This window comes from Streptococcus oralis (genome assembly GCF_001578705.1).
In the GTDB taxonomy this organism is placed as follows: Bacteria; Bacillota; Bacilli; order Lactobacillales; family Streptococcaceae; genus Streptococcus; species Streptococcus oralis_J.
This window is the reverse complement of record NZ_KQ969038.1, coordinates 161,496-175,278: the sequence shown is the minus strand read 5'-3', so window position 1 is coordinate 175,278 and position 13,783 is coordinate 161,496. Positions and strand designations below refer to the sequence as shown.

Here is a 13,783-nt window from a genome sequence, read left to right as displayed (position 1 = left end):
TTTGTTGGTCTCCTATTATAGCAGGAACGGCCATTATCCCAGCTATTTTAGGAGCTATGATTGTCTTAGCGATTTTCTGGAGACGAGGAAGTTAGTTTCTTGTAAAATTAGAAAAAAGGAGGTTGGTCACTTGAGCCAGCCTCCTTTTGAGTATGATATAATCTCATAGTTTCACAAAATTAGTAAGCTAGATAGTTTCTATATTTTTATCGAATTTCTCTATATAAATCTTCCATGCTTTATTTGATGAGTTCATCATTACTCGCTATAGAGGAAGTGTCAAGTGTTTTTTACAAGATTCCAGTGATGTGAAATAGCTAGGATCAAGAGGCAAAGTTGGTTATTGGAGTGCAGAATGATGTGTAGATATAGTGGTTACACGGGTTTTCATTGTTGTGATGTTTGAGGTGTGCTATAATAGGATTATAGAATTGTCTATTTCTCAATCTTTGATAAACATATATAGAAATCTAAAGAGGTATAATATGGAAAGTTTTATAATTGAATTCGAATCCGATTCGGATGGATATTTTACTTATGAATGTCCATTCTGCGAAGAACAGTTTAAGCTATTGGCTAGTGATGTGAAAGATGAGAGTTTTAGTCTTGAGGAATTATTTTGCCCATACTGTGGTTTAGTTGATGTGGCAGACAAATTTTACTCGAAAGAAACTCTAGCCTATATTCAGAATATTGCTGAGGAATGGATGATTAACGCTATAAATAAAAGTCTTGGGTCAGTAAAAAGTTCAAAAAGTTTTAAGGTTGATTTCAAAAAAATAAAACACAAGTCTATCTTGAAACCGGAAGAGCAGGATTCTGTCGAGGAAGTATTTTCTTGTGGAATATGTGAACGACATGAAAAAGTCTTATATAATGCTGGTGCTTCAAAAGTCTTTTGTGCCTATTGTGGAGGTGATATATATTGAGTGATTTACAGAAATACAGAAAAATTAGCTTAGATTTTAGAAGAAGTTCATCAAATATGCTGAATTCTAAATACGATGATGATTTGCTGTATCTTATTAGGTTTAAAGAGTTTATTGATAAAAATGATGCTATACAAGAAATTCTAAATAATTTATGGATTGGTTTACCCGAAAATTATAGTAGAGAGTTCATTATCAAAGATAAAAATACAGGATGGAATAGTATAAATGCTCCCATAAATGAAGCGGAACATTTGAAGCTTATTTATGACTATTTAAATACTATTATTGAAGAGGATATGAATTTAGCAGGGGTATCTCGTATGTTTTTATTCACCTCTTCAAGAAAATTTAATGATAATATACGAGCTTTCCTAAATAAAGTATTTAAACCATTAGTTGACTATATAAATGACCAATTATCTCAAAAAATAATAGAACTCACAGGATTAAGTCAAAATATGCCGCAAATTACACAGAATATTGAAAATAACTATGGGACTACATCTGCAGTAGGAAATGGCAGTATTTCTTCAGTAAATACTATATCAATGGATAATGATTCAATAGAAAAACTTTGTTCAGATGTTTTAAGCGAACTCATAAAATCTAACTTCTTGTCAAATGATGATAAAGAAGTAGTTATTGACGATGTTGAAACAATTCAGTCAGAAATGTCCTCAAGCAATCCCAAAAGGATAAAAATTAAGAAAGCTTGGATTTCAATACAAGCAATTCTACATAAAATACCTACTGGAATAACGGTTGCAACACAATTAATGGATTTGTGTGATAGAGTGTCCCAGCTATTTTAGGGGCTATGATTGTTTTGGCTATTTTCTGGAGACGAGGAAGTTAGTTTCTTGAAAAATTAGAAAAAAGGAGGTTGGTCACTTGGGCCAGCCTCCTTTTGAGTATGATATAATAGTTCTATGAGATTAGATAAATTTTTAGTTGCCTGCGCTGTAGGGAGTCGAACAGAGGTCAAAAACTTGCTCAAGGCTGGGCGCGTGACGGTAAATGGCAAAATGGAAAAGTCAGCTAAACTGCGAATCAATGAAGAAAGAGACGAAATTCGCTTTGATGGGCAAAAGTTAGACTACGAGGAGTTTGTCTACTACATGATGAACAAGCCCCAAGGAGTCATTTCAGCGACTGAGGATACCAAGCATAGAACGGTTCTAGACTTGCTAGATGACTTGGCGCGGACCAAGGAAGTTTTTCCAGTAGGGCGCTTGGATATTGACACGCATGGTCTTCTGCTCTTGACCAATGACGGCCAGCTTGCCTATGCTCTTCTTTCACCTAAACGTCATGTGGAAAAGACCTATTTGGCGCAAGTCGAGGGTATTATGACCCAAGAAGATGTGGAGATATTTGCCAAGGGCATTCCGCTCAAGGATTTTACCTGCCAGCCCGCTAAGCTGGAGATTATGTCGGTAGATCCAGAAAAGAATCAAAGTCTGGTTCGTGTGACCATTGCAGAAGGGAAGTTCCATCAGGTCAAACGAATGGTGGCCTACTGTGGCAAGGAAGTGGTGGACCTACAACGTTTGACGATGGGAACATTGATTTTAGACGAGAAGCTGAAACGGGGAGAATGGCGTCGCTTGACCAAGGAGGAGTTAGAGGAGCTTCTTGCTAGCGTTGCTTAAGTTAATTTATTTTAGTAAAAGGGTGAGTCTATTTGGCTTGCTTTTTCATTTTTCAGTTGCTTCCTTTGTGAAAAGAGTTATAATAGACAGTAGAATTAAAGGAGGAATCTATGAACGCGATTCAAGAATCATTTACGGAACAATTATTTACCAACTATGAAGCAAATGTAAAATACCAAGCTATTGAAAACGCAGCTAGCCACAACGGCATTTTTGCAGCCCTAGAACGTCGTCAGAGCCATGTAGACAATACACCTGTTTTCTCACTTGATTTAACCAAGGACAAGGTGACCAATCAGAAGGCCTCTGGTCGTTGCTGGATGTTTGCAGCCCTTAATACCTTCCGTCACAAACTCATCTCTCAATACAAGCTCGAAAACTTTGAACTGTCACAAGCCCACACCTTCTTCTGGGACAAGTATGAGAAATCAAACTGGTTCTTGGAGCAAGTCATTGCGACTGCAGACCAAGACTTAACTAGCCGCAAGGTTAGCTTCCTACTCCAAACACCACAACAAGACGGTGGACAGTGGGATATGGTAGTGTCCCTCTTTGAGAAATACGGTGTCGTGCCCAAGTCAGTTTATCCTGAGTCTGTTTCATCTAGCAATAGCCGTGAGCTCAATGCCATCCTTAACAAATTGCTTCGTCAAGATGCTCAAATCTTGCGTGACTTGCTTGCTTCTGATGCAGACCAAGCGACTATTCAAGCTAAGAAAGAAGACCTCTTGCAAGAAATCTTTAACTTCCTTGCTATGTCACTAGGGCTTCCACCACGTAAATTTGATTTTGCTTATCGCGACAAGGATGATAACTACCAAAGTGAAAAGGGAATCACGCCACAGGAATTTTACAAGAAATATGTCAATCTTCCGCTAGAAGATTATGTTTCTGTTATCAATGCCCCAACTGCTGATAAACCATACGGCAAATCTTACACAGTTGAGATGTTGGGAAATGTGGTTGGCAGCCGTGCAGTTCGCTACATCAACGTTCCAATGGAGCGCTTGAAAGAATTAGCGATTGCTCAAATGCAAACAGGTGAGACTGTTTGGTTTGGTTCTGATGTCGGCCAACTCAGCAACCGCAAAGCAGGAATTCTTGCGACAGATGTTTATGACTTTGAATCAAGCATGGATATTCAACTCACTCAAGACAAGGCTGGACGCTTGGACTACAGCGAAAGCTTGATGACCCACGCCATGGTCTTGACAGGTGTGGACTTGGACGAAAATGGCAAATCAACCAAGTGGAAGGTTGAAAACTCTTGGGGAGACAAGGTCGGTACAGATGGTTACTTTGTTGCTTCAGATGCTTGGATGGATGAATACACTTACCAAATCGTTGTCCGTAAGGAATTGCTGACAGCAGAAGAACAAGCCGCCTATGAAGCAGAACCAATCGTGTTAGCACCATGGGATCCAATGGGAGCCTTGGCAGAATAAAGTATAAAGAAAAGAGGTTAGGGAAATCCTAACCTTTTTTTCAAATAAGTTCTTAAAGTGGTAACAGACGATGTTTACCAAGCATCCTGAGTCTTTAAGTGACAGAGAAAAAGATATGTGTTACTATAGTAGTACAAAAGGATATCGGAGTAGAAATGAAGTATTTAAGTAGCCAAGACATCAAGAATCGTCAACGAAACATCAGCGATATTAAACCTTATAAAACAACCAAGGAAATCGTCGTTTCAAATATCTTCACCTTTTTTAATGCCATGAACTTGACTCTGGCAGTTCTGGTAGCCACAACCTTGCGATTTGAGAACATGCTCTTTTTAGGTGTGATTGCTATCAATACAGCCATTGGGATTTTCCAAGAAGTGCGTTCAAAAAATGCCTTAGAAAAGCTAAGTTTGCTTGGTAAAAGTAAGTACAGAGTCAACCGAGATGGTCAAACGATCGAGATTGATCCAGAAGACATCGTTCTAGGGGAGTATCTGCATCTCAATCTAGGTGATCAGGTGCCTGTCGATGCAGAAGTCCTTGAAGGGAATATTGAAGTTGATGAGTCCTTGCTGACGGGTGAGAGTGATTCGGTCTTTAAAACCGTTGGTGACCAGCTGATGAGCGGAAGCAATGTCGTCAGTGGCACGTGTCTGGTCACGGCGACAGCTGTGGGGCCCGATAGCTATATTAACAAACTCGCAAAATCCAGCAAGGAATTCAAAAAATACCCTTCTCAACTGCGCGATTACATGGATAAGATTTTAAAAATCGTTTCCATCTTGCTGGTGCCAGTTGCGATTCTCCTCTATGTCAGAGGTTTTAGTCTAGGACGGTCTTATGTTGAGATTGTTTTAGGAAGTTCAGGTGCCTTGGTTGGCATGATTCCAGAGGGTTTGATTCTCCTGGTCAGTGTCTCCCTTGCAGTAGCGGCCATGAAGCTGGCCAAAAAGAAGGTTCTAGTGCAGGAGCTATACTGTGTAGAGACCTTGGCGCGAGTAGATGTTCTTTGTTTTGATAAGACAGGAACCATCACGACTGGTAATATGAAGGTCCAAGAAATAGATGATAAGCTAGCAGAGAAACTGTCTTCTTATCTAGCTTATTTTGAGGATGAAAATGCAACCTCACGAGCTTTGAAGACTTACTTAACGTGTGAGAAAAAGTGGGAAGTTCAAGAAGTTGGTGCCTTTTCAAGCAAAAACAAGTATTCCTTTGTCCAAGTAAAAGACGGTGGGACCTATTTCTTCGGGGCTTATGAGTTTCTCGGCTTCACCCAAGCGGTGGATCCTTACTATGAAAATCTAAAACAGCAAGGTTTTCGAATCTTATCGCTTGCTCATAGCAAGGACCAGATTACAAGTCCAGCCAATATGGAACTACTAGGACACGTCGTTCTATCAGATGAGATTAAGGATAATACCAAGGAAACCTTTGACTATTTCGAATCTCAAGGTGTTGAAGTGAAGATTATCAGTGGTGATAATCATGTGGCTGTATATGGGGTGGCTCGTAAAGCAGGTTTTAAGGAGGAAGCGCGGACGATTGATATGACCAAGGTGAGCGATGATGACTTTGAAAGAGTGGTCTTGGAACATGATATCTTTGGACGCGTTACACCTGAACAGAAACAGAAGATGGTGACCGTTTTGCAAAATGCTGGCAAGACCGTTGCCATGAGTGGTGATGGGGTCAATGATGTTCTGGCTCTCAAGAAAGCAGATATCAGTTTTGCTATGAATGGTGCTACCAGCGCAGCTAAAAGTGTATCCAATATTGTTTTCCTGACAGATGATTTTGCGGTATTTTATGATATCTTGATGGAAGGTCGCCGTGTCATCAATAACATCCAAAAGGTAGCCTCTCTCTTTCTAACAAAGACCTTCTTCTCCATCGTTTTTGCCATTTTGAGTGTGGTATTTGGTTTGGAATTTGCCTTTATCCCCATTCAGTTCACGATTATTTCAGCAATTACGATTGGGATTCCATCCTTCTTCCTAACTTTTGAGTCCAATAAAGAAAAGGTCAGCACACATTTTATGCGAGATATTTTGACCAATGCTGCGATTGGTGGAGGCATTCTGGTTACTAGTGTTCTCCTGACTAACTTCTTTATCACTGTCCCGAGTCAGGTCAAATTTATTTGCTTCCTCCTTGCTTTGATCAATGGTCTATGTCTGGTTGCCAAGGTTAGTCTGCCTTTGAATCGATACAAGTTGCTCTTGCTCACGTTTTTGAGCCTTGCAGCCCTTGTTGGCGTACTTGTCAATACCTTTATCCTGCAAGGAGCTTTCGTGCCTCTAGAAACCACTCAAATGCTCTATGTTGCCATCCTAGCAGTAGTGATTGGGGCTTGCATTATCTGACTAAGAGAAAAAGTTGATACACAAAAAGAATCAAGACTTAATCCTGATTCTTTTTTATTTATATTCTCGATGGTTTACATGATACCGAAGAAACGAGCTGCAATACCTACTGCAAAGAGAGCAAGGATGATTGCGATTGGTGATACTTTTTTCTTAAGCAACCACATGCAAAGGAAAGTAAGGAGAAGTCCCATCAATCCTGGGATCAATGAGTTCAACTGGCCTTGAAGAGTTTGTGGTTGAATCTTATCTAAGCTCAATCCACCAAGTGCTTGACCAAGGATACCTTTCAATTCAGCACCTGATACAGGACCTTCTGGGAAGTTGATGTAAGCACCTTCTGCCAATTGTTTACCTGGAAGGTTCACAGTAAAGTTGATAGACACCCAACGTTGTACAAGAACGGCAAGGATGAACATACCGAGGATAGAAGCTCCTTTAGTGATGTCTTTCAAGATACCACCAGACATGTCTTTAGTGATTTCAGATCCAGCTTTGTAACCGAACTCTTGTGTATACCATAGGAAGGCCATACGGATAGCATTCCATCCAAAGAAGAAGAGAAGTGGGCCAACAATGTTACCAGATGCAGCAAGTGATGCACCAAGGGCTCCAAGGATAGGACGAACTGTAAACCAGAATACTGGGTCACCGATACCAGCAAGAGGTCCCATCATACCGATCTTAACCCCTTGGATAGCTGCGTCGTCGATTTCAACACCGTTAGCGCGCTCTTCTTCAAGTGCAAGAGTAACCCCCATGATTGGAGCGGCTACGTATGGGTGAGTGTTGAAGAACTCAAGGTGGCGCTCAAGAGCAGCAGCTTGGTCTTCTTTAGTAGTGTACAATTTTTTGATAGCTGGGATCAATGAGTAAGCCCAACCCAAGTTTTGCATACGTTCGTAGTTCCAAGAACCTTGAAGGAATTGTGAACGCCACCAAACTTTTTGACGATCTGATTTTGATAATTGAATTTTTTCAGCCATGATTGTTCCCCTTTCTAGTAGTCTTCTAGGATATCACCGATTGGGTCGTTAGAAGTTGCAGCTCCGCCGCCACCGTTTCCACCTTGTTTTGAAAGATTAAGGTAGATGAAGGCAAGGGCAACACCGATGACACCAAGGGCAATCAAAGTCAATTGTGAAATCGCTGCAAGAGCGAAACCAATAGCGAAGAATGGCCATACTTCACGAGTCGCCATCATGTTGATAACCATAGCGTAACCAACGGCAACGACCATAGCACCACCAACAGCCATACCACCATTCAACCAGTCTGGCATCAATTTAAGAGCATCTTGAACGGCAGAAGCTGGGATAGCGATAAGGAATGCAGCAGGGATTGCAATACGAAGACCTTGAAGAAGAAGGGCGATAAAGTGAGCACGTTCAACAGCCGCAATATTTCCGTCTTTAGCAGCAGCATCAGCAGTGTGAACCAAACCAACTGAGATTGTACGAACAATCATAGTCAAGAAAAGTCCAGCTACGGCAAGAGGGATAGCTGTTGCAGTTGCAACGGCGATACCTTCAGTAGTAAAGTTACCACCTTTAATCAAGATGATCGCTGCGGCAACAGATGCAAGAGCAGCGTCAGGAGCTACAGCAGCTCCGATGTTTGCCCAACCGAGGGCGATCATTTGAAGAGATCCACCAAGCATAACACCTGCTTCGAGGTTACCAGTTGCAAGTCCGATAAGGGTACATGCGACGATTGGTTGATGGAATTGGAATTGGTCGAGGATACCTTCAAGACCTGCAAGGAAGGCAACAACTACAACCAAGATAGCAGAAATGATTGAAATATCTGACATGGTTTTATTCCTTTTCTATTTAGTTTTAATAAAGTATTTAATCCTGTTTTCAAAAATGATAGAAACAGATTAAAATTATTGAACGTTTGCTTTGTTAATCAAGTCAAACAAATCTTTTTTCGTGTCGTTTGGTACTTTACGTACGTCAAATTCAACACCGAGGTCACGCATTTTTTCAAAGGTTGCAACATCGTCTTTGTCCATAGACAAAACGTTGTTAATCATTGTTTTACCTGTTGAGTGAGCCATAGAACCAACGTTAAGGGTTTTGATTGGCACGCCACCTTCGATTGCACGAAGTGCATCTTGTGGAGTTTCAAACAAGATAAGGGCATGAGTGTCACCGAAACGTGGGTCTTTTGCAACGTCGATCAATTTTTGAATTGGAACAACGTTGGCTTTTACTCCGTTTGGAGCTGCTTGTTTGATCAATTCTTTACGCAAATCGTCGTTTGCGACATTGTCTGAAGCAACGATGATACGATCTGCTTTTGAATCTGGTGTCCAAGCAGTGGCAACCTGACCGTGAAGGAGACGAGTGTCTAGACGAGCAAGGTTGATCTTCAGTTTACCGTCACCGATAACAGTTCCTTCTGGAATAGCAGCTTGGGCAGCAGGAGCAGCTGCAGCAGTTGCAACTTCCTCAACTGGGTTAAGCTCTTCTGGAAGAGCCTTGATGCCATCTTTGGCTTCTTTAATGATGTTCGCAGCGACTTTTTCCACACCTGCAGTAGCGTCCATAAGGCGCTCTGTGTAGGCTTGGATCAACATCGGCAAGTTCAGTCCTGTGATGATGGCAAATTTACGTTCTGGATTTTCTCCCATCACGCGGCTAGCTTGGTTGAATGGAGATCCACTCCAAAGGTCAGCCAATACTAGAACCTCATCTTCTGCGTCAAATGCAGCAACAGCGTTATTGATCTTAGCGTATAAATCATCAGGACCTTCGTTTGGCATAAAGGTTACAACTTGAACCTTCTCTTGTTCACCAAAGATCATAGATCCGGACTGATGAATACCCGCAGCAAATTCGCCGTGGCTCGCAATAATGATTCCGATACTCATTATTGTCATTCCTCCTTTAAAATGTTTGACTATTTGTTTAAGAAAACTTTAAGCCTAACTTTAAGTATAAACCGTTTTCAAACAAAAATCAACCATTTCTTATAAATATGTATTGGTTTTCAATGAAAACTCGCTTACAAAATGTTAATATATAAACCTTTTGTAGAAATGTTTAAAAAGATAAGGGAGTAATTTAATATAAAAAAATGAAAATAGGCCGATTAATTGAAAAATTGTGAAAATCAAAAAAGCTAGCACAAGCTAACTTTTTGAGTGTCATAGGAACAAATCTTGTAGGGTATGGGCAACACCATCTTCATCGTTTGTCAGAGAGAGTTGCTCATCAGCATATGGTAGCAAATCGGGATTGGCATTCTTCATAGCATATCCCTTGCCTGCAAATGCCAACATTTCGGTGTCATTGTGTTCATCTCCAAAGGCAATCAGGTCTTTTTTGTCACGGTTCATAACATTGAGCAAGTATTCTAAGGCAAAGGCTTTGTTGACCCCTTTTGGTGTACATTCGAGAATGTTGAGAGGGCCTCCCCAGGTATTGATTGCTAGTTGGTGTTGGTAAAAACGATTCATCTCATCTGCTAGCGCGTATTTATCATCGACTCTTGTTTGCAAGAGGATACAGTTAGGGTCCTTGGTCACCAATTCAGATTTGAATTGATTTTCTGGTTGGAAATTTTCTACACCAAAAAGTTTGGGATTGGCAATTTCTTCATTAGGAGCCGTGATATAAAATTTCTTGCGGTATTCTCCTGCAATAAAGTCGGCTTGGATATCCTCTTTGCGTTTGACCATGTCTAAGAGGTATTTTTTGTCCAAGGTCAAGCACTTTTCGTGTTCCCAAGTCTGCCCAGGTAGATGGGTAAGGGAACCATTGAAGTTGATCATAGGTGTGTGCAACTCTAGTTCCTGATAAAATTCTTTTGCCATACGGTAAGGGCGCCCAGTAGTGATGATGACATGGTGGCCTTTTTCAGCAATTCGTTTAATTGTGTTTCGAGTAAAATCTGAAATCTTACTCTCTGAGTTGAGCAGGGTTCCGTCCAAATCGACTGCGATAATTTTTTTAGTCATATAAACCTTCCTAGTACATTCCAGATAAGATGTCTACTATTATATCAAAAAGAAAGAAGAAAAACAGGCTCAAAACAAAAATAGAAATTTCATTTTGTTAAATAAATCAAACAAACATATTGAAAAGGTGAATGATAAATGATATAATACTCTCATTGTTCGTAAAAAACAAAAGGAGATTAAACATGGACAAACTATTTAAACTAAAAGAGCACGGGACAGATGTCCGTACAGAGGTGCTTGCTGGTTTAACAACATTCTTTGCAATGAGTTATATTCTCTTTGTAAACCCTCAAATGCTTTCACAAACAGGGATGCCTGTTCAAGGTGTGTTCTTGGCAACAATTATCGGTTCTGTAGTTGGTACTTTGATGATGGCTTTCTATGCTAATTTGCCATATGCACAAGCACCAGGTATGGGACTCAATGCCTTCTTCACATTTACAGTTGTGTTTGGGATGGGCTATACTTGGAAAGAAGCTCTTGGTATGGTCTTCATTTGTGGAATTATTTCACTGATTATTACCTTGACAAATGTTCGTAAAATGATCATCGAATCTATTCCTACAACACTTCGTTCAGCTATTTCCGCTGGTATTGGTGTTTTCCTTGCCTATGTTGGGATTAAGAATGCTGGTCTCTTGAAATTCTCAATTGACCCAGGTACTTATACTGTAGCAGGTGAAGGAGCAGACAAGGCTCAAGCTGCACTTACTGCAAACTCAGCAGCCGTTCCAGGATTGGTAGACTTCAATACTCCAGCAGTATTGGTGGCTCTTGCTGGTCTGGCTATTACCATCTTCTTTGTTGTTAAAGGCATCAAAGGTGGAATTATTCTTTCTATTTTAACAACGACTGTGCTTGCCATTGCTGTTGGTGTTGTGAAATTATCAGGGATTGACTTCGCTAGCAACAATCTTTCATCAGCAGTTAATGACCTTGGGACTTTGTTTGGTGCCGCTCTGGGCTCAGAAGGTTTAGGATCTTTGATTTCAAACACTTCACGTTTACCGGAAACCTTGATGGCTATTCTTGCCTTCTCACTAACGGATATTTTTGATACAATTGGTACTCTTATCGGTACTGGTGAAAAAGTTGGTATTGTTGCGACAAGTGGGGAAAATCATGAGTCAGTTAAATTGGATAAGGCTCTTTACTCTGACTTGGTGGCGACTTCAGTAGGTGCCATTGCAGGTACTTCAAACGTTACGACCTATGTCGAGTCTGCGGCGGGTATCGGTGCTGGTGGACGTACTGGTTTGACGGCCCTAGTTGTTGCGATCTGTTTTGCTCTCTCTAGCTTCTTTAGCCCACTTCTAGCGATTGTTCCGACAGCTGCAACAGCGCCAATTTTGATCATCGTCGGAATCATGATGCTTTCTAACTTGAAAAACATTCCTTGGGATGATATGGCTGAAGCGGTTCCTGCCTTCTTCACATCTATCTTTATGGGATTCAGCTACTCTATCACACAAGGTATTGCTGTTGGTTTCTTGACTTATACCTTGACAAAAGTTGTCAAAGGTCAAGCCAAGGATGTGCACGTGATGATTTGGATTTTGGATGCCTTGTTTATCCTGAACTATATCAGCATGGCGCTATAAGCTATAAATGGTATAATAGAAAAAGGGGAGTCTCCCCTTTTTATTATAAGGAGGTACATCATGAAGAAAAAAGGTATCTGGCAAGAAATTCTGGATAGAGGAATATGGGTGTTGATTTTTTTAATAGGATTGGTGTTATCCCAACTTCCTTTAATTTTATCTGCCCTTTTATCTGCTAGACAATTCCCACTCCTCCAGTCAGGACTCTTGGTGGCTTTGCTGTCGGTTGCTATTCTAACTGTTTTTATCTTTAGTGCGCGAAAAACAGAGATTGCGACCTTCAATCTTTCTTTTTTCAAGGCAAAAGATCTAGCCCGCTTGGTTTTGAGTTATTTGGTTATTTTCACAAGTAACTTATTCGGCTCTGCCTTGCTTCGTCTGATGAATGAATCTACGACCAGCAACCAATCAACTATTAATAATCTGGTTCAGAATAGCTCGCTGATTTCCAGTTTTTTCTTACTGGTTCTGATTGCTCCCATTTGTGAGGAAATATTGTGTCGTGGAATTATCCCTAAAAAGATCTTCCGTGGGAAGGAGAAGTTGGGTTATCTTGTAGGTGCAGTCGTCTTTGCCTTGCTCCACACACCGACCAATATGCCTTCTCTCCTTATCTATGGAGGAATGTCGACAGTTTTAACTTGGACAGCTTACAGAACAGAACGCTTAGAGATGTCGATCTTGCTTCATATGATTGTCAATGGTATTGCCTTTTGTTTGCTGGCTTTACTGGTTTTGATTAGTCGAAATGTAGGCTTGCCTTTCTAAACCATTTCCTTACTTGGAAAAGATAAATGCTAGCGTATCCATCTTTTTCTTTTTATGGTAAAATAGAGAAATAATGTGGTGAAAAACCTTGAGGAGTGACCTTATGTCCAATAAAGCTAGTCAGGCAAAAACAGCCATTTGCGGAATTATCAATGTAACCCCAGATTCCTTTTCGGATGGTGGGCAGTTTTTTGCTGTTGACCAGGCTCTCCAGCAAGCCCGTAAATTGATAGCTGAAGGAGCGAGTATGCTAGATATCGGTGGAGAATCGACTCGTCCTGGCAGTAGCTATGTCGAGATAGAAGAGGAAATCCAGCGTGTTGTTCCAGTCATCGAAGCTATCCGTAAGGAAAGTGATGTCCTCATCTCCATCGATACTTGGAAGAGTCAGGTGGCAGAGGCAGCTTTGGAAGCTGGTGCCAATCTGGTCAATGATATCACTGGTCTCATGGGAGATGAGAGAATGGCGGATGTGGTTGCTAAAGCTGGAGCGAAGGTGGTTATCATGTTTAATCCAGTCATGGCTCGACCTCAGCACCCTAGCTCGCTCATATTCCCTTATTTTGGCTTTGGTCAGGCTTTTACAGAGGAAGAGTTAGCTGACTTTGAAAAAATGCCAATTGAAGACTTGATGGAGGCTTTCTTTGAACGAGCACTAGTGAGAGCGAATCAAGCTGGTATTGCACAAGAAAATATCCTGCTGGATCCAGGAATTGGCTTTGGTCTGACCAAGAAGGAAAATCTGCTCCTTCTACGGGATCTGGATAAACTACACCAGCAAGGCTATCCAATTTTTCTTGGAGTTTCGCGTAAGCGATTTGTCATCAATATCCTAGAAGAAAATGGTTTTGAAGTCAATCCTGAGACCGAACTTGGTTTCCGTAATCGGGACACAGTTTCGGCTCATGTAACCAGTATCGCTGCAAGACAGGGTGTCGAAGTGGTGCGCGTGCACGATGTAGCCAGTCACAGGATGGCGGTTGAAATTGCGTCAGCCATTCGTTTGGCAGATGATGCGGAAAATCTAGATTTAAAACAATATAAATAAG

11 protein-coding genes and 2 pseudogenes are annotated in these 13,783 nt (G+C 41.0%); 9 read left to right on the top strand and 4 right to left on the bottom strand.

All coding sequences use genetic code 11. The annotated features are described in order from the left end of the window. Positions 1–5 precede the first annotated feature (5 nt). From SORDD05_RS10050 to SORDD05_RS06705, 6 genes and pseudogenes are all read left to right on the top strand, one after another. Positions 6–95, top strand: a pseudogene (locus tag SORDD05_RS10050) (GlsB/YeaQ/YmgE family stress response membrane protein); the annotation flags it as partial. 390 nt (positions 96–485) lie between these two features. Then, positions 486–929, top strand: coding sequence for a hypothetical protein (locus SORDD05_RS06725; RefSeq protein ID WP_061418258.1), 444 nt, complete (start codon positions 486–488; stop codon positions 927–929). Next, positions 926–1,744: a hypothetical protein gene (locus SORDD05_RS06720; RefSeq protein WP_223804946.1), complete on the top strand. Its 819-nt coding sequence runs from the start codon at positions 926–928 to the stop codon at positions 1,742–1,744. Before SORDD05_RS06725 ends, SORDD05_RS06720 begins: the two co-directional genes overlap by 4 nt. Before the next feature lie 117 nt (positions 1,745–1,861). After that, the gene (locus SORDD05_RS06715; protein ID WP_061418253.1) at positions 1,862–2,584 is read left to right on the top strand and encodes a pseudouridine synthase; all 723 of its coding nucleotides are present in this window, start codon (positions 1,862–1,864) and stop codon (positions 2,582–2,584) included. Between the two features lie 110 nt (positions 2,585–2,694). Continuing rightward, on the top strand, positions 2,695–4,029 hold the full coding sequence (gene pepC, locus SORDD05_RS06710; protein ID WP_061418250.1) for an aminopeptidase C: 1,335 nt from the start codon (positions 2,695–2,697) through the stop codon (positions 4,027–4,029). 155 nt (positions 4,030–4,184) lie between these two features. Next, positions 4,185–6,412 (top strand): annotated as a pseudogene (locus SORDD05_RS06705) (HAD-IC family P-type ATPase). Between the two features lie 57 nt (positions 6,413–6,469). On the opposite strand, the gene SORDD05_RS06700 reads toward SORDD05_RS06705, so the two are convergent. The 4 genes from SORDD05_RS06700 to SORDD05_RS06685 form a co-directional block, all read right to left on the bottom strand. Continuing rightward, positions 6,470–7,381: a PTS system mannose/fructose/sorbose family transporter subunit IID gene (locus SORDD05_RS06700; RefSeq protein WP_061418245.1), complete on the bottom strand. Its 912-nt coding sequence runs from the start codon at positions 7,379–7,381 to the stop codon at positions 6,470–6,472. Positions 7,382–7,395: 14 nt separating this feature from the next. After that, positions 7,396–8,208 (bottom strand): PTS mannose/fructose/sorbose transporter subunit IIC, encoded by an 813-nt coding sequence (locus SORDD05_RS06695; RefSeq protein ID WP_061418243.1) that lies wholly within the window; start codon positions 8,206–8,208, stop codon positions 7,396–7,398. Between the two features lie 75 nt (positions 8,209–8,283). Next, positions 8,284–9,273, bottom strand: a complete 990-nt coding sequence (locus SORDD05_RS06690) for a PTS sugar transporter subunit IIB (RefSeq protein WP_061418240.1) — start codon at positions 9,271–9,273, stop codon at positions 8,284–8,286. 276 nt (positions 9,274–9,549) lie between these two features. Then, positions 9,550–10,362, bottom strand: a complete 813-nt coding sequence (locus SORDD05_RS06685; RefSeq protein ID WP_000162367.1) for a Cof-type HAD-IIB family hydrolase — start codon at positions 10,360–10,362, stop codon at positions 9,550–9,552. Between the two features lie 185 nt (positions 10,363–10,547). Here SORDD05_RS06685 and SORDD05_RS06680 point away from each other — a divergent pair, with 185 nt between their 5' ends. From SORDD05_RS06680 to folP, 3 genes are all read left to right on the top strand, one after another. Beyond that, complete coding sequence (locus SORDD05_RS06680) at positions 10,548–11,966, top strand: NCS2 family permease (protein ID WP_000359243.1); 1,419 nt, start codon at positions 10,548–10,550, stop codon at positions 11,964–11,966. A gap of 60 nt (positions 11,967–12,026) precedes the next feature. Beyond that, positions 12,027–12,734, top strand: coding sequence for a CPBP family intramembrane glutamic endopeptidase (locus SORDD05_RS06675; RefSeq protein ID WP_061418237.1), 708 nt, complete (start codon positions 12,027–12,029; stop codon positions 12,732–12,734). 103 nt (positions 12,735–12,837) lie between these two features. Beyond that, entirely contained in the window at positions 12,838–13,782 is a 945-nt protein-coding gene (gene folP / locus SORDD05_RS06670) for a dihydropteroate synthase (RefSeq protein WP_061418234.1), read from the top strand. Position 13,783 lies beyond the last annotated feature (1 nt).